The 21,542-nt window shown below is 35.8% G+C and carries 21 protein-coding genes; 8 read left to right on the top strand and 13 right to left on the bottom strand.

What is annotated here, in order from left to right; genetic code table 11:
- Positions 1–11 precede the first annotated feature (11 nt).
- The 5 genes from MKS83_RS01575 to MKS83_RS01555 all read right to left on the bottom strand — a co-directional run bounded on the left by MKS83_RS01575 (position 12) and on the right by MKS83_RS01555 (position 4,615).
- Complete coding sequence (locus MKS83_RS01575) at positions 12–848, bottom strand: phytoene/squalene synthase family protein (RefSeq protein ID WP_240581687.1); 837 nt, start codon at positions 846–848, stop codon at positions 12–14.
- Between the two features lie 2 nt (positions 849–850).
- On the bottom strand, positions 851–2,323 hold the full coding sequence (locus tag MKS83_RS01570) for a phytoene desaturase family protein (protein WP_240581686.1): 1,473 nt from the start codon (positions 2,321–2,323) through the stop codon (positions 851–853).
- A gap of 2 nt (positions 2,324–2,325) precedes the next feature.
- Positions 2,326–2,997 (bottom strand): MarR family winged helix-turn-helix transcriptional regulator, encoded by a 672-nt coding sequence (locus MKS83_RS01565; protein ID WP_240581685.1) that lies wholly within the window; start codon positions 2,995–2,997, stop codon positions 2,326–2,328.
- A gap of 213 nt (positions 2,998–3,210) precedes the next feature.
- Positions 3,211–4,020, bottom strand: a complete 810-nt coding sequence (locus MKS83_RS01560; RefSeq protein ID WP_240581684.1) for an anti-sigma factor domain-containing protein — start codon at positions 4,018–4,020, stop codon at positions 3,211–3,213.
- Between the two features lies 1 nt (position 4,021).
- On the bottom strand, positions 4,022–4,615 hold the full coding sequence (locus tag MKS83_RS01555; protein ID WP_240581683.1) for an RNA polymerase sigma factor: 594 nt from the start codon (positions 4,613–4,615) through the stop codon (positions 4,022–4,024).
- Between the two features lie 246 nt (positions 4,616–4,861).
- On the opposite strand from MKS83_RS01555, the gene MKS83_RS01550 reads away from it, so the two are divergent.
- From MKS83_RS01550 to pdeM, 8 genes are all read left to right on the top strand, one after another.
- Positions 4,862–5,431 (top strand): fasciclin domain-containing protein, encoded by a 570-nt coding sequence (locus tag MKS83_RS01550; protein ID WP_100376969.1) that lies wholly within the window; start codon positions 4,862–4,864, stop codon positions 5,429–5,431.
- A gap of 101 nt (positions 5,432–5,532) precedes the next feature.
- A complete protein-coding gene (locus MKS83_RS01545) occupies positions 5,533–6,243 on the top strand; it encodes a ferritin-like domain-containing protein (RefSeq protein WP_240581682.1) in 711 nt (236 codons plus the stop codon).
- 24 nt (positions 6,244–6,267) lie between these two features.
- Complete coding sequence (locus MKS83_RS01540) at positions 6,268–7,080, top strand: ferritin-like domain-containing protein (protein WP_100375390.1); 813 nt, start codon at positions 6,268–6,270, stop codon at positions 7,078–7,080.
- Positions 7,081–7,245: 165 nt separating this feature from the next.
- Complete coding sequence (locus MKS83_RS01535) at positions 7,246–7,761, top strand: pyridoxamine 5'-phosphate oxidase family protein (protein ID WP_240581681.1); 516 nt, start codon at positions 7,246–7,248, stop codon at positions 7,759–7,761.
- Between the two features lie 28 nt (positions 7,762–7,789).
- Positions 7,790–8,794 (top strand): ligase-associated DNA damage response exonuclease, encoded by a 1,005-nt coding sequence (locus MKS83_RS01530; RefSeq protein ID WP_240581680.1) that lies wholly within the window; start codon positions 7,790–7,792, stop codon positions 8,792–8,794.
- Positions 8,791–10,371, top strand: coding sequence for an ATP-dependent DNA ligase (locus tag MKS83_RS01525; protein ID WP_240581679.1), 1,581 nt, complete (start codon positions 8,791–8,793; stop codon positions 10,369–10,371). Before MKS83_RS01530 ends, MKS83_RS01525 begins: the two co-directional genes overlap by 4 nt.
- On the top strand, positions 10,368–12,830 hold the full coding sequence (locus tag MKS83_RS01520) for a ligase-associated DNA damage response DEXH box helicase (protein WP_410679191.1): 2,463 nt from the start codon (positions 10,368–10,370) through the stop codon (positions 12,828–12,830). Before MKS83_RS01525 ends, MKS83_RS01520 begins: the two co-directional genes overlap by 4 nt.
- Positions 12,827–13,474, top strand: coding sequence for a ligase-associated DNA damage response endonuclease PdeM (gene pdeM / locus MKS83_RS01515; RefSeq protein WP_240581678.1), 648 nt, complete (start codon positions 12,827–12,829; stop codon positions 13,472–13,474). The genes MKS83_RS01520 and pdeM overlap by 4 nt, the downstream gene beginning before the upstream one ends.
- A gap of 14 nt (positions 13,475–13,488) precedes the next feature.
- Here the strand turns inward: pdeM and ligD are convergent, their stop codons facing one another.
- From ligD to MKS83_RS01475, 8 genes are all read right to left on the bottom strand, one after another.
- Positions 13,489–15,360 carry a DNA ligase D gene (ligD, locus tag MKS83_RS01510; RefSeq protein ID WP_240581677.1) on the bottom strand — a complete coding sequence of 624 codons (1,872 nt, stop codon included), beginning with the start codon at positions 15,358–15,360 and terminating at the stop codon, positions 13,489–13,491.
- Positions 15,361–15,425: 65 nt separating this feature from the next.
- Positions 15,426–16,037: a DNA polymerase ligase N-terminal domain-containing protein gene (locus MKS83_RS01505; RefSeq protein WP_240581676.1), complete on the bottom strand. Its 612-nt coding sequence runs from the start codon at positions 16,035–16,037 to the stop codon at positions 15,426–15,428.
- Between the two features lie 29 nt (positions 16,038–16,066).
- Entirely contained in the window at positions 16,067–16,846 is a 780-nt protein-coding gene (locus MKS83_RS01500) for a Ku protein (RefSeq protein WP_240581675.1), read from the bottom strand.
- 104 nt (positions 16,847–16,950) lie between these two features.
- A complete protein-coding gene (locus MKS83_RS01495; RefSeq protein ID WP_240581674.1) occupies positions 16,951–17,499 on the bottom strand; it encodes a CinA family protein in 549 nt (182 codons plus the stop codon).
- A 199-nt stretch (positions 17,500–17,698) separates the two neighbouring features.
- Entirely contained in the window at positions 17,699–18,295 is a 597-nt protein-coding gene (locus MKS83_RS01490) for a Crp/Fnr family transcriptional regulator (RefSeq protein WP_240581673.1), read from the bottom strand.
- Between the two features lie 47 nt (positions 18,296–18,342).
- The gene (locus MKS83_RS01485; protein WP_240581672.1) at positions 18,343–18,939 is read right to left on the bottom strand and encodes a Crp/Fnr family transcriptional regulator; all 597 of its coding nucleotides are present in this window, start codon (positions 18,937–18,939) and stop codon (positions 18,343–18,345) included.
- Positions 18,940–19,528: 589 nt separating this feature from the next.
- Positions 19,529–20,125, bottom strand: coding sequence for a Crp/Fnr family transcriptional regulator (locus MKS83_RS01480; RefSeq protein WP_228424198.1), 597 nt, complete (start codon positions 20,123–20,125; stop codon positions 19,529–19,531).
- 188 nt (positions 20,126–20,313) lie between these two features.
- Complete coding sequence (locus tag MKS83_RS01475; protein ID WP_240581671.1) at positions 20,314–21,108, bottom strand: SDR family oxidoreductase; 795 nt, start codon at positions 21,106–21,108, stop codon at positions 20,314–20,316.
- Positions 21,109–21,542 lie beyond the last annotated feature (434 nt).

Raw genomic sequence — 21,542 nt, 5'->3', positions numbered from 1 at the left:
AAGGTATTATATTATAAAAAAGAAGTTTTATACTGGAAATAGCTGCTCATCATTACAGACAGCTTCTTCCCGTTGGATATTCTTATTCTTCGGTTGATCATTTCATTGGCAGAAGTTCTTTTTATTTTTCTGAACAATGAAGTATAATATCTAAAGGCCAGATAAACACCGAATCTTGAAGAACTGGGAAGCTTTTTAATGCCCTGCAATGCTATTTGGAATTCTTCTTCTATTTCTTTTTCAATATGAGCTTTTACAGTATTATCAAAATAAGAAATATCCACATTCGGGAAATAGCATCGTCCTAAAATCTGATAATCATCTTTCATATCCCTAAGAAAATTGACTTTCTGAAATGCTGATCCCAAGACCATTGCATAGGATTTCAACCGCTCAAATTCTTTGGGGTTTCCTTCTGTAAAGATATGAAGACACATAAGTCCTACAACTTCAGCAGACCCTACAATATATTCCTTATACAAATCAGAATTATAATCAATCTTCTGGAGATCCATTTCCATGCTTTTCAAAAACTGGTGAATGAGGCTGTGATCAATTTTATATTTATGCACCGTTTCCTGAAATGACTGTAAGATGGGATTGAGCGAAATTCCGTCTTCCAGAGCCTGAAAAGTCTCCTGTTTATACCGTGACAAAAGCTTTTGCTTATCATAAGCATGAAAGCTGTCTACAATTTCATCGGCAAGGCGCACATATCCATAAATGGCATATATCGGATTTCTCAGTTTAGGCGAAAGTGCCATTATTCCCAGAGAAAAGCTTGTGCTGTACAGCCTGGTTGTTTCTCTGCTCACTTTGTAAGAAAGGTCGTCAAACAATTTTTTCATAGTTAATTTATTTTGCGGGCTTCATTTGCTGCTATTTTACCGGAAATTATAGATGGCGGAACTCCGGGGCCGGGAACAGTAAGTTGCCCGGTATACAACAGGTTTTTAATTTTTTTATTTCTGATTGAAGGTTTTAAAACCGCCGTTTGAGATAACGTATTGGCTAGACCATAGGCATTTCCTTTGTAGGCATTATAATCTTCTTTAAAATCATTAATGCAATAACTTCTTTTATACTCTATTCTTGACAGGATATCAGAACTTCCGGTATGGCTTTCCAGCCTTCGGATCATTTCATGGAAATATTTTTCTCTTATTTCTTCAGAATCTTCTATTCCGGGAGCTACAGGCATTAAGAGAAATACATTTTCACTGTTTTCTGGAGCAACCGTTTGATCGGTCTTGGACGGGCAACAAGAATAAAATAATGGTTTTGTAGGCCATTTTTTATCTTCATAAATTTCATGAGTATGTAATTCAAGTTCATTTTCAAAGAAAAGCGTATGATGCTTCAGATTAGGAATTTTCCCTTTAATTCCTAAATAATAAATGAGGCAAGAAGGAGCAAATGTTTTCTTTTCCCAATAGGAAGAAGCGTAATTTCTGCTATTCGGAGGAAGAAGCTTACTTTCCGTGTGATGATAATCTGATGAAGCAATAACAATATCAAAATATTGCTCTTCTCCGTTTACTTGTATTGAATGAGCTTTATCATTTTCAACATTAATTTTTTCAACCGTCGAATTAAAATGAAAATGTACTCCCTGATCTTTTCCTATCTTCATCATGGCTTCGGTTACTTTTGAAAAACCTCTCATTGGATACCAGGTCCCCAGTTTATATCCGCCATAGTTCATAAGGCTGTACAACGCAGGAATTTTTGATGGTGCTGCTCCCAAAAAAATGACAGGAAACTCCATCAACGCGATGAGCTTAGGATGTTTGAAATACTTCCTCACAAACTTGCTAAAACTACTCAGTAAATCAAGTTTCAATGCATTGGCCGCCATTTTTGGGGAAACAAATTCTAACCATGAATGACAAGGCTTATTGACGAAATCTTTCATTCCGACTTCATATTTCACCTGAGCGTCTTTCATAAAATTATCAAGGTTCTTTCCTGCTCCCTTTTCCATTTTTTCAAATAAAGCAGCCATTTCCTCATAACTGTCCGGAATACTCATGATTTCATCAGAAAAGACCATTTCAAACTGAGGATCCAACCTTACCAATTCATAAAAGTCAGATGATTTTTTTCCAAAATCCTCAAAAAAAGATTCAATAATATCCGGCATCCAATACCAGCTCGGCCCCATGTCAAAAGCATAACCTTCTTCAGTTCTGAATTGTCTTGCTCTTCCACCTACATTACTGTTTTTTTCAAACACATGAACTTCATTGCCTTCTTTTACCAGATATGCCGCTGAAGACAAACCGGAAAATCCTGAACCGATAATGGCTATTTTTTTGTTCATGATTAATTTTTTAGAAATGAATATTCTGAGCTAATGGTATCGATAAGGTTTCTGGATTCCAGATGACGGCTGAAGATCGGATGATGAAATTTTTCCAGCTTTTCAAGAATTCTTATCAGCTCCATCTTTTCCGAATGGTTAAGATTTCCGGCCACAATATTGGTAGCCGTTCTTATTCTGCTCATCTGATTTTCCAGTGAATCTCTTCCTGAATCTGTAATGTTTATCACTTTTGTTCTTTTATCCTTCTCAGACTCTTTTTGTTCTATCCACCCTAGCTTGATAAGCCTGTTGATAATCAGCATTCCTGCCGGTTTTTCGTGGATATTTTTTTTGATGAGCTCCATTTTGGTCATTTCTCCAAATGTTTTAAGCGTAATCAGGTAAATAAAATCTTCCTGTGTCGCAAAATTTGAATTCCAGATCGCAGATTTCGAATATGATTTTGCATATCTGTTAAGATGTACCAATGAAGTACTTATTACACTTTCCGGGCTTCTTCCATTTTCTTTGCCTTCCCAGTAAGGTTCATTCTCTTTTTTATCTACAGAAGACTCACTTGCACACAACCATGTTTTAAAACCTTCTATATCAGAAGAATAAACACAGCTTTCATTTTCGATCTCAAATTTTTCAAGTAAGTTGAGAACATCTTTTACAATTGAATAGTGCATAAACTTATAAATTAGTATACAAATATACTAATTTACAACATATAAAGAATAAAAATATTCTTTTATTAGTTATCTATAACTAAAATTGGCACTAAAACAAGCTTGTAACAAAAAAGCGTTCAGTTGTAATATACAACTGAACGCTTTATGTAAAACTAATTAGTTTTTAAGTATTTAATAATAAATTCTGTCTGAATTTATTGAAATTATGATCTATACCCCACCCATTACATACATATTTTCCATAGTAGGAGTCGGACTTCCACCCTGCTTTTCCAAAGTAATGGCAAAAGCCTGAGCATTGGGAATATTAGCGATCGCTATTTTACTGTCTTTATCTTCCGTGTACATTCCTGCATTCACAGGTTTCCCGTCTGTGATGGCCCATAATTGATACTGCATTCCTTCAGGAGCTTTGGGTAAACTATCAGCATTCAGATACACTTCTTTTGTTTTGGTGTTCCAAAAAACCATCGCTTTAGAGTCGGCATGTTTTTCTACCCCTTTCAGCATAACCATCTTCATATCAGGATTGGAGACCATTTCTATTTTTTCATGCATTTTCTGCATCGCAAGATCCTGATTTTTCTTTTCAATTTCCATTTTTGCAAGCCTTTCTTTAGCTTCAGACTGGCTATTCATCCAGAAAAGATTTCCGGCCACACTCACTAAAAACAATACTGATGCAGCAACTGCAAAAGCTTTCCAATTGCTATTTCCCTGAATTTTAATTTCTTCCTGAGGCTTTGCAGGAGGAATATCTGCTGAAACCACAGGATGTAGTTCCTCAACAGTCTGTTCCTGCTGAATCCTATTCCAGATTTTTGTTTTTAAATCTGCCGGAGGCGTTACAGACTGTGCAGTAGCAAGATCTTCCAATGTTTTTTGAGCTTCTTCAACAGCCGTCTTTACTTCTGCATTATTCTTCATCACACACTCCAAAATACCTGCTTCCTCAGGAGAAGCAAGACCTAGAATATAAGATTCTATTATTCCGGATGATATGTATTCTTTAGTGTTCAATTTATTGATAATCTTTTAACAAGTCTTTTAATTTTATCAGTGCATTCCGCATTTTGGTTTTCACCGTTCCCAGCGGTATTTTCAGTTTATCAGATATCTCATTTTGAGTATATCCCTGATAATAGGCGAGATCGATAAGTTCCTGCTTGTCTACTTCCAGACTTTCAAGCACATTATTAAATCCAATGTAATCCGATGAATCATTAGTGATTGAAAGTTCTTTGGAGTTATATACGAAATCCGGAAGCGGTTGGTTTTTTAACTCGTTTTGAAAACTTTTTGATTTTAAATAATCTATCGCTGTATTTCTTGCAATATTAATCATCCATGTATAGAACCTGCCTTTAGATGAATCATACTGATGGATAGAATTCCAGATTTTAACAAAAACATCCTGGATAACTTCTTCGGTATATTCTTTAGACTGAACAATCCGTAAAATCACTCCATACAACGCACCGGAATAGTTGTCATACAAATGATGAAAACCAGTTTCGTTTCTTTCTTTCAGTAAAACGATAAGTTGTTCTTCCGAGTAGGTTGTTTTAATAGTGGGATATTTTTTCCAAATGTAGTAAAATAAAATAAATACCAAATCTATTTCAAACCATATTTAAAAATTAATTAATCAAACAGTTTGATACACATTCTTCAATATTTATAAGATTTTCTCATCAATATATTAATTCAACCTCTAAAAAATCCGAATATAACAAAAATTAATCAATTGAATTACAGCTACTTACGAAAAAAAAGTAAAATTTTTAAATCTAAATAAAAACCAAAGTCGTAGATGATTTTAACAAGACAATCAAATTCAATAACAATTAAAATCAAAACAATGAACACACAATCAAAAATCGCAGTTTTAGGAATGATGGTATTATCATTTGCTTTCAGTGGAAATGCAGCTGCACAGATGTCAAAAGAAAAAACAGTAATAGTAGGTGGTGCACCAATGTATCCTTCTAAAAACATTATTGAAAACGCTGTAAATTCCAAAGACCATAAAACTTTGGTTGCAGCAGTAAAAGCAGCCGGTTTGGTAGAAACTTTGCAGGGAGCAGGACCTTTCACCGTATTAGCTCCAACAGATGAAGCGTTCGCAAAATTACCGAAAGGTACAGTAGAGAATCTTGTAAAACCAGAAAACAAAGCAACGCTTACCAAGATTTTAACTTATCACGTTCTTGCAGGAAAATACAATGCCAAGCAAATCTGGGCAGCAGTAAAAGCAGGAAACGGAAAAGCTATGATGAAAACTGTTGAAGGCGAGGATCTTACTTTCTGGACAAAAGGAAAAGACTTGTACATAAGAGATTCAAAAGGAAATAATGCAAAAGTAACAATCGCTGACGTTAACCAATCCAACGGAGTGATTCATGTCATTGATACGGTATTGATGCCGTAGTGTTTTGTGGTGTAGACAGCATATTTTATTATATGCTGTTTTTCCTTTTTGATAAAAGAGATTCAATTCATTAAATAATCTAACACAAAAAAATAATTATTATGAAAAACACTATTCATGTTTCTAATCAGGGAGCTACCCTTGATACAAGCAGACGGAATTTTTTAAAGCTCAGCGGCATCGGCTTGGCAATGGCAGGACTTACATTGATAGGCTGTGATGATAACGAGTTTGATTATATGGCCAATGATAAAGTATTTGACCTAGGTACTGGCGATGTCGGGGTTCTGAACTATGCATATGCATTGGAACAGCTTGAGGCTGATTTTTATACAAAGGTTGTTAATAACTTTTATGCCGGAATCTCAAGCATTGAAAAAGAACTGTTCACTGATCTTTACCATCACGAAGTGATCCACAGAGATTTCTTCAAAGCCGCAATAAGCGGAGCAACGATGAATGTCCTTCCCAAGCTGGAATTCCAATATCCAAATGTGAATTTTAACGACAGAAATTCTGTATTAGCAACGGCGAAAGCACTTGAAGATACAGGAGTGGCAGCTTATAACGGAGCCGGTAAATACATTAGCAATGCTGATTACCTGGTAATTGCCGGAAAAATTGTTTCTGTAGAGGCAAGACATGCTTCAGCGATAAGAAATTTGATCAATCCGGGAACGGCAGCATTCTCTGGAGACGATGTAATAGACGGTAACGGATTGGATCTTGCCAAAGAGCCAAAAGATATTGTAATGACGGCGGGAGGATTTATCAAAACGCCTTTCACTTGGAAAGAACAGGGAATCAATTAATTTTCATCTTCAAAATCTACTATTATGAATATTCTTAAATTACTCGATAAACTTTCAAATGATAAATTCTTCACTACGGAAGCTACAAGATTAGAAACATTAACCAACATTTCAGAATTCGGGAAGAAAGCAGCCGTTGCTTCTATTCCTCTAGGATTAGGAACTTTGGTATCGACTCCGGCAAAAGCTGAAACGACAACAACCGTCAATACTACATTTTTTAAATCTGTTTTAACAGATGCATTACAATTGGCCCTTGTTTTAGAATATCTGGAAAATGAATATTACGCCATGGGACTAGCTGCCGGAACATTAATTCCAAGTGCAGACAGGGTTGTTTTTATGCAGATTTCAAAACATGAATCCGCTCATGTTACCTTTTTGAAGAATACATTGACCTCGTTGGGAGTCACTCCGGGTGCAAAACCAACTTTTGATTTTACCGCAGGAGGAAATTTCACTCCTTTTACAGATTATAATCAATTTTTAATTCTTGCCCAGGCTTTTGAAGATACAGGAGTAAGAGCTTATAAAGGACAGGCAGGAAACGTGATGTCTAATAAAGCTGTTCTTCAGGCTGCCTTACAAATACATTCAGTAGAAGCAAGACATGCTTCTCAGGTTCGCAGAATGAGAGCCAACAAAGGCTGGATAGAATTGGCAGATGGAGGAAATATGCCTTCCGCAACCAATCCGGTGTATGCCGGAGAAGGCAATATCAATCAGGCAGGCTTCAATACCTCTACAGCTTTCGGAGCTGCAGCAGGTTCAGCAGCTTATGATGAAATCCTTACAGGAAGTGATGCACAAGCGATAGCATCTTTGTTTATTGTTTAGACTTTCTTAGTTTTAGTGAATGATCCTTTTCCGGTTTTCGGAAAAGGATTTTATATACTGTAGGGTTAGATATATTAATCAAAAACTTAAAATTGGGAAGGCTTTTAAAAATCAAAGGGCATAATAGTTGATTGACAACAAGAACTAATCACAAATTTTATTATTATGTCAAACGCCATTTCACCTCATGAAAATTTGAGCGGCTCTGCTGCTATTGAAAAAATTAAAAACATTACAGAGAGTACTAAAACTTGTTTTTTCTCTACAAGAGTAAATGCTGACACCAAAAGTCGTCCTATGGCTTTACAGGAAGTAGATCATGAAGGAAATCTCTGGTTTTTGAGTGATGTCAACAGCGACAAGAATCATGAAATCACATCAGATTCAGAGGTAGAACTTTACTTTATGAATAATTCAAAATATGAATATATGTTTATTAAAGGAAAAGCTACCATATCACAAGATAAAGCACTGATTGAAAAATACTGGACCAATTTTGCCAATGCATGGTTCGATGGGAAAGATGATCCGTCCATTAGTGTTATAAAAGTTGCTCCAAACGACGGGTATTATTATCAAACTAAGGAAAATAAGCTCATAGCAATGTCTAAAATGATTTTTGCTGCCATTACAGGAAAATCTATTGAAGATGGTGGTATAGAAGGAAAACTTGAAGTCTGATTCTATTTATAATCATAAAAAATATTCAATGCTCCTAAAATTCACGTCAAAAGGTATTTATTGCATTCCCGGGAAATTTTATATTGACCCGTGGCGGCCTGTAGACTTGGCAGTAATCACTCATGGACATGCAGACCATGCCCGAAACGGAATGAAAAAATATCTTTGTCATCATTTCACCAAACCGATTCTGCATTCCAGGATTGGAAAAGAAATTGAATGTCAGAGTGTGGAATATGGTGAGGTATTGAATATTAACGGAGTAAAAGTTTCCCTACACCCTGCAGGGCACATCATTGGTTCCGCGCAAATTCGTATGGAGTATAAAGGCTATGTTTCTGTAGTTTCAGGAGATTATAAAATTCAGGATGATGGGATTTCCACTCCTTTTGAATCCGTAAGATGCAATGAATTTGTCTCTGAAAGTACTTTTGGACTTCCCATTTATAACTGGCTTTCGGTAGAAGCTCAGGAACAGCAGATGAGAAATTGGGTTCAACAAAATAAAGCCAACGGCAAAACTTCCGTATTTATAGGTTACTCATTAGGAAAATCACAAAGAATTATGAAGGCGTTGGAAGGTTTGGATGAGTTGAATGTTCATTACTCGATTGCTAAACTTAACGAAGCCTACGAAAGTGTTGGTGTACAATTGCCCGATTATAATACCATTGACCTGCGTGAGGATAAAAAGCATCTAAATGGTAAAATCGTGATTCTTCCGCCTGCCCTTATTGATAATCCTGCTATGAAGAAAATTCCGAATTTGGCTTATGCTATTTGCTCAGGCTGGATGCAGATTCGCGGAGCAAGACGTTGGAGAAGCGCAGATGCAGGTTTTGCCATAAGCGATCATGCAGATTGGCAGGGTTTAATTTCGGCAATTAAAGCTACAGAAGCGGAAAAAGTGCATATTACACATGGACAAGCTGCTGTTTTCTCAAAATATTTAAATGAAATAGGAATTTCCGCTGATGAAGTGAAAACGGAATACGGAAACGACGAAGAAACTACAGAATTTGAGCCGGAATGAAAGATTTTGCCAACTTAATTAACGCCCTTGACAGCACCAACAAAACCTCTTTGAAACAGGAAGCAATTTTGACATTCCTGAAAGAGGCTACTTCACAGGATAAAATGTGGTTTCTGGCCTTATTTACAGGTAAAAAGCCCAAACGGAACGTTAATTCTTCCTTTATGAAACAATGGGTGATGGAAGCTGCCAATATTCCTGAATGGCTTTTTGTAGAAAGCTATTCTTCCGTGGGAGATCTCGGCGAAACCATTGCATTGTTACTTCCCGAACCTCAATATACTGAAGAACGATCACTTTCTGAATGGATGAGCAAAATCATAGCATTGAAAGACTGTTCTGAGGAGCAAAAAAAGCAATTTGTTTTGGATTCTTGGAGAAGTCTTGATACATTAGAACGTTTTATTTTCAATAAATTACTGGGTGGGAGTTTCCGGATTGGAGTATCGTCTAAAACCTTAATTAATACGATAGCGAAACATTATCATTTAGAATCTACTGCCGTTGCACACAGCATTATGGGGGATTGGAATCCTTTGGAAATGGATTTTGATGCGTTAATCAAAGGGGAATATACGAATACTAATTTGTCTAAACCCTACCCTTTCTGTCTTGCTTATTCTCTGGAAAAAAGTCTGGATGACTTAGGACCTGTCAAAGATTGGCAGATCGAATACAAATGGGATGGCATCCGTGGACAACTGATCAAAAGAAAAGATGAAATTTTTATCTGGTCTCGTGGTGAAGAACTGGTCACTCAGCAATTCCCCGAAATCGAGGAGGAACTTTCCACCTGGAAAGGAAATTTTGTGTTAGACGGTGAAATTCTGGCATTTAAAGGCAACACCGTTCTGAATTTTAATGAGCTCCAAAAAAGATTAAACAGAAAATCTTTAACAAAAAAAATATTAGAAGAAATTCCTATAGTTGTTTTTGCTTATGATCTTTTGGAATTTGACGGGGAAGATTATCGTCATAAGTCGTTGATTGAAAGAAGAAAAAAATTAGAAGAACTTTTACAAAACAATCCCTCCGAAAAAATTATTCTTTCCCCTATCATCTCTTATGAAGACTGGAATCAGCTTCCTGAAATCAGGGAAAAATCCCGTGAAATCAATAGCGAAGGCTTAATGCTGAAAAACCATAGTTCGCCCTATCATACCGGTAGAAAAAAAGGCGACTGGTGGAAATGGAAAATAGATCCTTTGACCATTGACGCGGTTCTTATCTATGCTCAGAAAGGCAGCGGAAGACGAAGCGCTTATTATACAGATTATACTTTTGCCGTGAAAAAAGAAGGAAAGCTGGTAACCATTGCCAAAGCTTACTCGGGCTTAACGGACAAAGAAATTCAGGAAGTCAGCAAATTTATTTCTAACAATGTGCTGGAAAAATTTGGCCCGGTAAGAACCGTAAAGCCGGAATTGGTTTTTGAGCTGGCTTTTGAAGGTATTGGGTACAGCAGTCGTCATAAATCCGGAGTTGCTTTACGATTCCCTAGGATTTTACGATGGCGAAAGGATAAAAAAGCAGATGAAATAGATGATATTGAAGACATAAAAAAACTTATTACGTGACATCAAAATTTGAGCAATCCGAAGGTTTTCAGCTCATTCAAAAGTGGCTGAATGATAAAGGAATGTCGCCTTTTTCTTTTCAGAAAGAGACGTGGCAACGCTTTTCCAACGGCTATTCAGGAATGGTGGTTGCTCCGACGGGTTTTGGAAAAACGTACTCAGTTTTTATTGCCATCCTTATCGACTTTTTTAATCATCCTGAACACTATAAGACAGGATTAAAGCTCCTTTGGATTACTCCCCTTCGTTCCTTGGCAAAAGATCTGGCAAGAGCGATGCAAGAGGCTATTAATGAAATTGGCTTAGACTGGATCGTGGAAGTAAGAAACGGTGATACTGATGCCAAACAAAAGCAAAGACAAAGCAAGGCAATGCCCGATATTTTGCTTGTAACTCCCGAAAGCCTGCATCTTCTGATGGCTCAAAAAGACAATCAGCGCTTTTTTAAAAATGCAAAATGCATCGCGGTTGACGAATGGCACGAATTGTTGAGCACCAAACGAGGCGTCATGGTAGAACTGGCATTGGCTGTTTTAAAACATAGAAATCCCAGGATCAGAATTTGGGGCATTACTGCAACCATCGGAAATCTTGAAGAAGCTCTGGAAGTTCTGATTCCCGATGCTAAAAAGAGGACAAAAGTAGTCGCTAAAGAACAGAAGAAAATTGATATTCTATCCGTATATCCTCCTGAAGTTGAGATTTTACCATGGGCAGGACATTTGGGCAGCAAACTGGTACAGGAAGTAGTTCCTGTTATTCTTAAATCAAAATCCACACTTGTTTTTACCAATACACGGAGTCAGGCAGAGATGTGGTATCAGTTATTGTTAGAAGCATACCCGGATTTTGCGGCGCAGATTGCACTTCATCATAGTTCTATTGAAGCTCCTTTACGACAGTGGGTAGAAGAAAACCTTAATTCCGGTGCACTGAAAGCAGTTGTTTCTACCTCATCTTTGGATCTGGGGGTGGATTTTAAACCTGTAGATACCGTAATTCAAATTGGTTCCAGCAAAGGAGTTGCCCGTTTTATGCAGCGTGCAGGACGAAGCGGACATTCACCATTTGAAACCTCCACTATTTATTTTGTTCCTACCCATTCTTTAGAACTTATCGAAGTCTCGGCGTTAAAAGAGGCCGTAAAAAATAAAGTGATCGAAAAACGGGAACCTTTCCTACTAGCTTATGATGTATTGGTACAGTTTCTTGTTACGTTGGCTTTGGGAGGCGGATTTTATGCTGATGAATTATTTCCCGTCATTAAAAGTACTTATGCTTTTTCTGAACTTACAGAGGAAGAATGGCAATGGTGTATCTATTTTATTACGCAAGGTGGAAAAACGGGAAAAAACTATGAGGAATTTCATAAAGTTATCGAGAAGGATGATGGCAAACTCGTTGTTGAAAAAAGAAAAATTGCTATGCTTCACCGCATGAATATTGGCGTTATCGTCAGTGATTCGATGCTGAGGGTAAAATTTTTGTCGGGAGGTTATATTGGAATGATTGAAGAATATTTTATTTCAAAACTTCATAAAGGCGATAAATTTGTTCTTGCAGGTCGTATTTTAGAGTATGTAATGCTGAAAGAAATGACGGTATATGTAAGACTATCCAGCGGTAAAGCCATTACACCAAGCTGGTTAGGCGGAAGATTACCGCTTTCTTCCAACCTTAGTTTCTTTTTAAGAAAAAAGTTAGCTGAATCTTTAACTCCCCATTCTAAAGAAAAGGAATTGAAATTTTTACACCCTTTGCTGGTGAATCAAAATGAAAATTCACATATTCCGAAAGAGGACGAGTTTTTGGTGGAACAAATCAAAACCCGGGAAGGCAACCATTTATTCTTTTACCCTTTTGAAGGTCGTTTAGTACATGAAGTAATGGCTGCTCTGATAGCATATAGAATTTCAAAATTATACCCTATCAGTTTCTCAATGGCGATGAATGATTATGGTTTTGAGCTATTTTCTGATAAAGAAATTAAATTGTCTAAAGATGAACTTCATCTTATTCTGTCCAAGGAAAATCTGATGCAGGATGTGATCAGCAGTGTTAATTCAACGGAAATGGCAAGAAGAAAATTCCGTGATATTGCCGTGATTTCCGGAATGGTCATTCAAACAATGCCGGGAAGACAAGTAAACAACAAATCATTGCAATCTTCTTCAGGGATAATATTTTCCGTTTTAGAAGATTATGATCCCGAAAATTTATTGCTTCGCCAAGCGTATACCGAAGTCTTTAATCAGCAATTGGAAGAAGTAAGACTGTCTGCCGCTTTTGAGAGAATTCATCAGAGTAAAATTATTTATATTCATTCCGACCGCTTTACGCCTCTGAGCTTTCCTATAAAAGTAGACAGCCTACGGCAATCTTTATCCAGTGAAGATTTAGCATCAAGAATTCATAAGATGCAGGAAGCCAATTTGAAAAAGAAAAACAGAAGAAAATGAAGATTATAGAAAAGCTTATTTCTATTAAAGAAGAAAATTTTATTTTAACGAATCAAAGGGCTTTGTTTTGGAAAGAAACTTCTGCATTGATTTTGTCTGATTTACATTTGGGGAAAACAGCTCATTTCAGAAAAAACGGCATTCCTTTACCTTCGGATATTATATTGGAAGATTTAAAAAGATTATCAAGTTTAATTGATCATTTCAATCCTGAAAAAGTAATTATAGTGGGTGATTTTCTTCACGCCGGAAAAAATTCGGAATTTGAAATCTACAAAAACTGGAAACTTCAGTTTCCGGCCTTAAAAATAATTTTAGTAAAAGGAAACCATGACCGGATTTCGGAAAAATACTTATTTGAATTAGGAATTTCAGACATCTATTCTGTTTATCAGGAAAATGAATTTACCTTTAGTCATGAAGATTTGAAAAATGAAAATCAGTTTGTCATTTCCGGGCATATTCATCCCGGAGTTGTTTTACAGTCATCAACCAGAAAATTAAAATTCCCCTGTTATGTTGTGACAGAAAATCAATTGATTTTACCGGCTTTCAGCACATTCACCGGACTAGATACGAATAATTATTTTCCTGAAGCACAAAAGTATATTTTCACCCAGGATTCTATTCATTTAATTCAATGATTTTGGTTTCATTTTTATTCTAGGTTTTCTAATTTCTTTATGGTTTTTAAAAGATCAATTCCTTTTCCCAGCACAGGTTTAAACAGATCCCCTTTTTCCTGCAATCGTTCCGGCATATTGTGTATGGTAAAGTCTTTAGGAAAAAGTCCCTTTTTCACTTCTTTCCAGTCTAATGGCGCAGAGACCGGTGCTCCCGGTTTAGGACGTAAGCTGTACACGCTTGCTAAAGTCTGCGCTCTTCTGTTCTGCAGATAATCCAGGTAAATCTTATTTTTATCCCTTTTTTGAAGACTTCTTTCCAGTGTTGTAAGTTCTGGGAGCTCCTGCTGAACAAGCTGCATCAGTACATGACCAAAATCCTTTACCTGGTCATAAGTATATTTTCCGCCCATAGGAATATAAATGTGTATGCCGGAACTTCCGGAAGTTTTCGGATAGCCAACAATATCTGCTTTATCCAAAACTTCTTTTACCGCTAATGCCGTTTCAATGACATCTTCAAATGTATTTTTTTCGGAAGGATCAAGATCCAGGACTAAATAGTCCGGATAATCCACTTTCGGTATATGGCTAGTCCAAATATTCAATTCGATACAGCCTAAATTATTCAGATAGGCTAAAGTTTCCTTGTCATTACAAATAATATAATTGATGTATTTGTCATTACTCTCGGAGAATATTTTCTGTAATGTTACCCAATCCGGAGTATGCTCATCCGCATCTTTCTGGTAAAAACTGAGCCCTTCAATTCCGTTCGGAAAACGGTTAAGCGACTGCGGACGGTTTTTCAGATGAGGCAGAATAAATTTGGCTATTTTCTGATAATAATCAATCACATCTCCTTTAGTAATATCATCTTCAGGAAAATAGAGCTTATTTTGATTGGTAAGTGTCACCTGCTGTTTTCCTATTTTTTTTACGCGGTCCGCTGCAGGTTGTTTTTTTGTGGAGGTTTTGGGTTTCATTTCCGGTTTTTTTTCAGGTAAGTCGTTATCAAATTTTACATCAATAGGATCTATATCTTCTCTTAATCTTAAAAAGACAGGATGTCGGTAAATATGATCTTTGGTAAGCTCCGTAAATTTTATTTCAGCAATCAATTCAGGCTTTAGCCATGTTGCTTTGGTATTGGTTTTTGGTGTGACTTCAAATGCAGATTCTTTCGTGATAAAGGGTTCCATTTTCTGGTAGATCTCTTTAAGGCTTTTATCTGTAAAACCTGTTCCGGTATGTCCGCAAAAAACAAGTTCATTATTCAGATATTTCCCCAGAATAAGTGATCCAAACTGCTTTCTTGATCCTTTCGGTTCTGTAAAACCGCAGATTACGGCTTCATCGCTCTTATGAATTTTTATTTTCAGCCATTCTGAGCTTCTGGTATTTTCTTTATACTCACTGTCTGCTTTTTTAGCAATAATTCCTTCCAGTCCCATATTTTCAGCGGCCTGAAAAAAGTCTTTTCCCTTTTCAAGAATATGGTCATGATACTTTATGACTTCATTTTCTACTAATGCTTCCTTCAGCAGCTCTTTTCGTTGCAGATAAGAAAGATTTTCTGTAGAATGGCCATTCAGCCATAACAAATCAAAAACCTGGTAAATAAGAACCAGATCCGTATTCTTCTCAGCGATTCTTTGCAACCATTGGAAATTAGGCTTCCCTTTGTCATCATAAGCAACAATTTCACCATCCACTACCATATCATACTTCTGAATTGTAAGAGCATCAGCAATTTTTTTAAACGACTTCGAAAAATCCAATCCATTTCTTGAATACAGCCGGATTTCATCATTTCTGATATCTCCAATAGCTCTGTAGCCATCCCATTTTATTTCGAAAGCCCAGTCTTTGTCGTCAAAAGGCTTTTCAATTGTTTTACAAAGCATAGGTCTTATAAAATCAGACAGTTTCCTATCTAAAGAAAGTGCTTTCGTGTAATTTTTATAGTGCTTCAGGGTTTCGGTGGTATCATTTTTTTTTTACTGCTCTTTTCCTGAAGATAAGCGGTAACTTTAGAATTCTTAGAAGTATGCTCTTCGGCGTCATAGTCTTCATCAACAGCATAACGGTCTTTATGCTTAATGAGCAGCCATGCGTTTTCTTCTGTACTGTTTTTGATTTTTACCAAGGCAAACTCACCTTTCAGTTTTTTACCATGTAAGATAAATTTCAGAGATTGCTTGTGCAGTTCTGCACGCATAACCAAATCATCAGTCTTGCCTTTTATTTTTTCTATAGGCTCATAAGTTCCTTCGTCCCAGATTTCAACTTCTCCGGCTCCGTAATTTCCTTTGGGAATGCTTCCTTCAAATGTGCGGTATTCATACGGATGATCTTCCACCATCATGGCCAATCTTTTATCAGCGGGATTAAGGGATGGCCCTTTCGGAACGGCCCAGCTTTTAAGAACTCCATCCATTTCCAATCTGAAATCGTAATGCAGGCGTGTTGCCGCATGACGCTGGATTACAAACTTTAATTTGGCCTTACTTTCCTTTTCTTTGCCTTCCGGTTCGGAAGTTGCCTTAAAATCTCTCTTTTTGTGATATTCTTCTAATGGCATCTTAAAAAATTTAAAGTTTAAACGAAAATTTATCCTGCTTTTCTTTTTCCTGACTCAAGACTGGCTTTCAGCATGGCCATAAGGTCCGTAGCTTTTCCTGCCGGTTCTTTTATTTCTTTAGTTTTTACCCGTTTGCCTTTTGCTTTCTGTCGTATAATTTTCAAAAGGTCTTCATTATAAGTATCTCTGTATCTTGTAGGATCAAAAGGCTCAGCTAGCGATTTGATCAGTGCTTCAGCCATTTTCAGTTCTTCTGTTTTCGGTGCTTTTCCCGATGGAATTTTCAAATCTTCATAATTTCTCATTTCTTCAGGATACCTCATCCTGTTCACCATAAGAATTTCATCCTGATAAGGGCGAATCATGCACAAAATTTCTCTTTCTCTTAAAATGAAGGAGCCTATTCCTGCCATTTTGGTTTTTGTTAAGGCTTTAAGTAAAAGCTTGTAAGCCGCTTCACCGTTTTTTTTGGGCTCCAGAAAATATGGTGTTTCAAAAAGAGCGGGATCTACCTCTTCTTCTTTTACAAATTGCAAAATGCTGAGAATTTTTGATTTTTCAGGACTTACCGCTTCAAAGTCCTCATCTTCCAACACGATGTACTTATCCTCTATTTTGTAGCCTTTTACAATATTTTCCCAGGCAACTTCTTTGTTGGTGTTTTCATTGACTCTTTTGTATTTGATATTACTGAGATCTTTTTTATCCAGCATATCCAGATCTAAAGTACTCGATTCACTGGCCGAGTACAGCTTGATCGGTATATTTACCAATCCAAAACCTATTGCTCCATTCCAGATCGCTCTCATATTTTATATTTTTTATATGGTAGAGTACAAAACCCTTTCCAAATTGATTAAATTATTATAAATATCTATTGGTATTGTAACTACAAAAGAATCAGACCGATTTATTAACTGACTTTAATTCTTTCATTTCCATTTGTTTTCAATTGTAATCTTGATTGTAGATCCATATGTTTACTGACTTCTGTTTTAAAGCACCCCAAAATGAATTCAGTGTAATATAATTGGGCATTCAGGGCTTGGGTTTTGGGGTGCAGTTCCAGTTTTCCGGTATGGATGATCTCACCTTTATAAGAAAATGAAAAGAAAGCGAATATTTTGTAGGATGAATTTCTGATAGGTGTGCAATAACCTGTTGTGGCAATAGACCAATCGGTTTCATAAAGTTTTGCCACATTCAAAGCCATTGTTTCCGCAATATTTTCCGAAACACAATCACATTTCTCCGCCTCTTCCTGATCCACGTTCAGTAATTTTACCTTCATGGGTAAAGTATAGGCTGTCATTCCTCCTTTATAAACCAATGATGCATTAGGCATCTGAGAAAAAGCCAGCTGTAAACATCCTGAGGTTACACTTTCGGCAACCGCAATCGTTTCATCTGCAGTCATTAATGACTGACCGATATATTCCAGAAGTTTTTTATGAAATTCCATTGCATTCTAATTTTAAGTAATTGATTTGGATTCTATTTACTATTCGTTTATCATCTATAGTCAAAAAAAGTCATATAGAATACAACCTATATGACTTTACTATATTTAAGTGGTGTGTATTGAATTAATGCTTTAAAATAGTAATCTAATGTACGGCTTAATAATTCACTGATTTATGACTTGAGTCATATCGGATTTATCAATATAAAATTTTCCTGTTGTGAATTTTAATGACTCCTTCTTGCTCCATTTTCTTTAATGCTCTTATGACCGTTTCTACACGAAGTCCCACTAAATTGGCGATTTGCTGTCTGGTAAGCTCCACAGAAAAGCAATGGTCACAATCATCATGGTGAAAACTTCTAAGATAATTCAATAATCCTTTCAACCTTACTGCAGGATTCGAGGATGCCATATTCTGGATCATTACCATTTTATAATATAACCTTTGCGATAAACAATGATTCATTTCAATTGAAATATCCGGATTTTTCTCCAGCATTTCCAAAAAACTATTTTTAGGAAGTCTTATAAGCTCGGTTGGAGATAAGCAGGTTGCATTCATCGGATATTGCTTGTCTAAAAAAATCAGAGAATCTCCAAAACTTTGATTCTTTCCTAAAATATTATGAATAAATTCTTTGCCTTCTTCGTTATAATTGTTCAGTTTTATTTTTCCTTCCACGATCTGGAAATAATACAGAACCTGGTCTCCTTCTCTAAAAATCACTTCACCTTTTTTAAAAAATTTTGTCTCTGCACCAAATGAATACAAAAGTGATTCTTCGATATTCATACAGCTTTTTATCTTCATTACTTCCAGTTATTAATTTTTAATTTAGATTAATACATGATTTTACGATCTTCTATTTTAAGGATTTGGCTTCTTTCCATCCCTTTTATGGTCCGTATTGTGGTTTCAACACAGAGTCCGGTAAGTCCTGCCATTTGTTGCCTGGTCAACGGAACCTTAAATGAATACTGCTTCTGATCCTTTGCAAAACTTTTCAGATAATCCATAAGCGCAATAAGCTTTAGTATGGGATTTTGAGATGAAAGATTTTGAGTCATGATCAGCTTAAAATACAATCTTTGAGAAAGACATTTATTCATTTCGTAAGAAATTTCCGCATCTTCTTTCAATAAACTGATAAATGCTTTTCGCGGCAGCCTGATCACTTCACATTCAGTGATCGCCACCGCATTCATAGGGTAAAACTTTTCCATAAACAGTAAAGATTCTCCTATACTCTGACCATCTTCTATCATGATCTGTATAGTCTCTTTCCCTTCTTCATTGTAATTATTAAGTTTTACTTCTCCTTTTATAATCTGGTAATAAAACGCAGGCCAGTCACCTTCTAGAAAGATCGTCTCTCCGGCCGCATATGTTTTAGTATTTGCTCCCATTGAATACAACAGATTTTCTTCAATAACCATAACAATTTTTTTAATGATTTTTAATGTTTTCAAATAATACCGGGAACCCTTGATTATGAGTCGCCAGATTACACCTCATACCTTTAATAAATAATAAAAGCATGAAAGCGTATTATCAACTACTCATGATCAATAACCCTTATCAAATCACCAAAATCACCAAATACTTATAACTCAATATAATTCAAACAATTAAATAAAGTTATTATAGGGTAAAAAAAATAAAGGCTTAGATTTACATAAAGTTTTAAAATACCTAATCGATTTTAACTTTTTGTGAATCATTGAATCTTTTGGATAAACTCCAAAATCAGAAGTAAGTGTAACCCGGGTTACCAATGTGTTTTTCTTAATCTGGCATCCGGGCTGATAATCCTAAACAGATATTGTTTCTATATCATGTTTCTTTTTATACAAATCAACACAATACTTGAAAGTATCTCTGAGAATAATACGATAGATTTTTCATATATTAAATTTTTTGTGTGTGTTCTTCAAATTTAACATATTATTTTCTAATTATCTTATGATCTCAATCATAAAAAAAGCATAAAATTTAAAAATAATACAGTTGAATACGTTTATAAAGCTAATAGAAAATCTTACCCAATTCTATTTTTACCATTTTCTGCTTTTCCATTTTTTTAACCACTCTTATAACCGTTTCAATTCTTAGTCCTGTAAGTGAAGCCAGTTGTTGCCGGGTAAACGGAATCTGAAAAGAAAAAGGCTCTTCATACTGATGATATGCTTTTAAACAATCCATTACCTGTCTTACTCTATATAAAGGATTACTTACCGAAAGATTATTCAGCATAATATGTCTGTAGTACATTCTCTCGGCCGTATGCATATATAAAGTCCATAAGGATTTTGGACACTTCTTTAAAAATTCAAGAAATTTAAGTTTGGGAACCCTTAATATTCCTGAATCTTCAATGGCAATGGCATTGATAGGATATGGAAGTTCCGAAAATAAAAATGTCTCTCCAAAGCAATGCCCTTTAAAAGGTACACTGTGAATAAATTCTCTTCCATCTTCATGGTAATTATTCAGTTTTACACTACCGTGTTTTATTTGAAAAAAATAATTAGGCTGTCCACCTTCCGTGAATATTACCTCATTTGCTTTATAAGTCTGCATTTCCGCTCCTAATGAAAGCAAAATTTCTTCATTAAATATCATTTTTGAAGGCTAAAAGTTTTATTATTAATTATAAAACAAAAACATTAGAATTACATCTATGCACGATGCAAACGCTGATTAGTTCAACAATAATGTTTCTTTATCGAGTTTCAAAAATAGATAAAGACATTTTCAAAATTTATGATTACGATCATAAGTTTTCTTCTATACTGTTATACCAAAACAATTTATCCATTTACAATTTCCCCGCCATTAGGATGCAAAACCTGGCCACTGATAAACCGTGAATCCTCACAAGCCAGGAATAGAAAACACGGTGCAATTTCATTGGGCATACCCGCGCGTTTCATAGGTGAATCGCTACCGAATTCGGAATTTTTTTTGGGATCAAATGAGGAAGCAATTAACGGAGTCCACACCGGACCCGGTGCTACAGCATTCACTCTGATTCCTTTATCCACAAGATTGGCGGATAAGCTTCGGGTAAAAGATATTATTGCTCCTTTCGTTGCAGAATAATCAATGAGTTTTGGGCTTCCTCTGTAAGCAGTCACTGAAGAAGTGTTGATAATACTCGCACCTTTTTTAAGATACGGCATTGCATATTTTGTAATCCAGAAATAGGAGAAAAAATTATTCTGAAAAGTCTTCAGCAGTTGCTCTGTCGTAATTTTCTCAATTGATTCTGCTTCCCAGTGAAGTCCTGCATTATTCACAATGATATCTATCTTCTTATGGATTTTTATACCCGTCTCAATTACTTTTTTACAGTGGTTTTCTTTTCCCAGATCACCTTTTATCAGAGTACATTTCCCGGAAAAAGCTTCAACTTCCTTTTGAGTCTGCTTTGCATCTTCTATTTCACTCAGATAAGCAATAATAACATCCGCCCCTTCTTTTGCAAATAACAAAGCCACAGCTTTCCCTATTCCACTATCTCCTCCTGTAATGAGTGCTACCTTGCCTTTTAATTTTCCTTCTTTCGGGTATTCTAACGGCATTGTCTCTGAAATGGGGATCATGTTTGTTTCTGACCCCGGCCGATTTTGTTTCTGCAGGGGCCTAATCTTTTTTTTTGTTTCCTTTTCCATGTTGTTTGTTTCTACAACGACTACAAATAACATGCTATTCTTAAAATAAAGAATTAAAAAAATATCAATAACCCACTACTTATTAATGGGTTACAATATTAAAACCATTCACTGCTATTCTTATTAATTAATCAAAAAAATGTGAAATTTTTCATTTTTTATGATATTCAAAGTAATTTTTATCTATATTTGAATAATTAACACCTAACCACGAACATATGATGTATAAATCTATTTTTTTTCTATTTTTTCTTTATTTAAGCTATTTTCCACTCTCCAAAACTTTTAATTCCTTAAACGTCCAAGGGCACAAATCTTTTGAAATACCTGTTGTTGAGACCGCACCGACACTAAATAGGGAATAT

Origin of the sequence: Chryseobacterium sp. Y16C (assembly GCF_022488405.1) — a bacterium.
GTDB lineage: Bacteria > Bacteroidota > Bacteroidia > Flavobacteriales > Weeksellaceae > Chryseobacterium > Chryseobacterium geocarposphaerae.
Note: the sequence above shows the minus strand (reverse complement) of the source record. Positions and strands in the feature narration are given on the sequence as shown.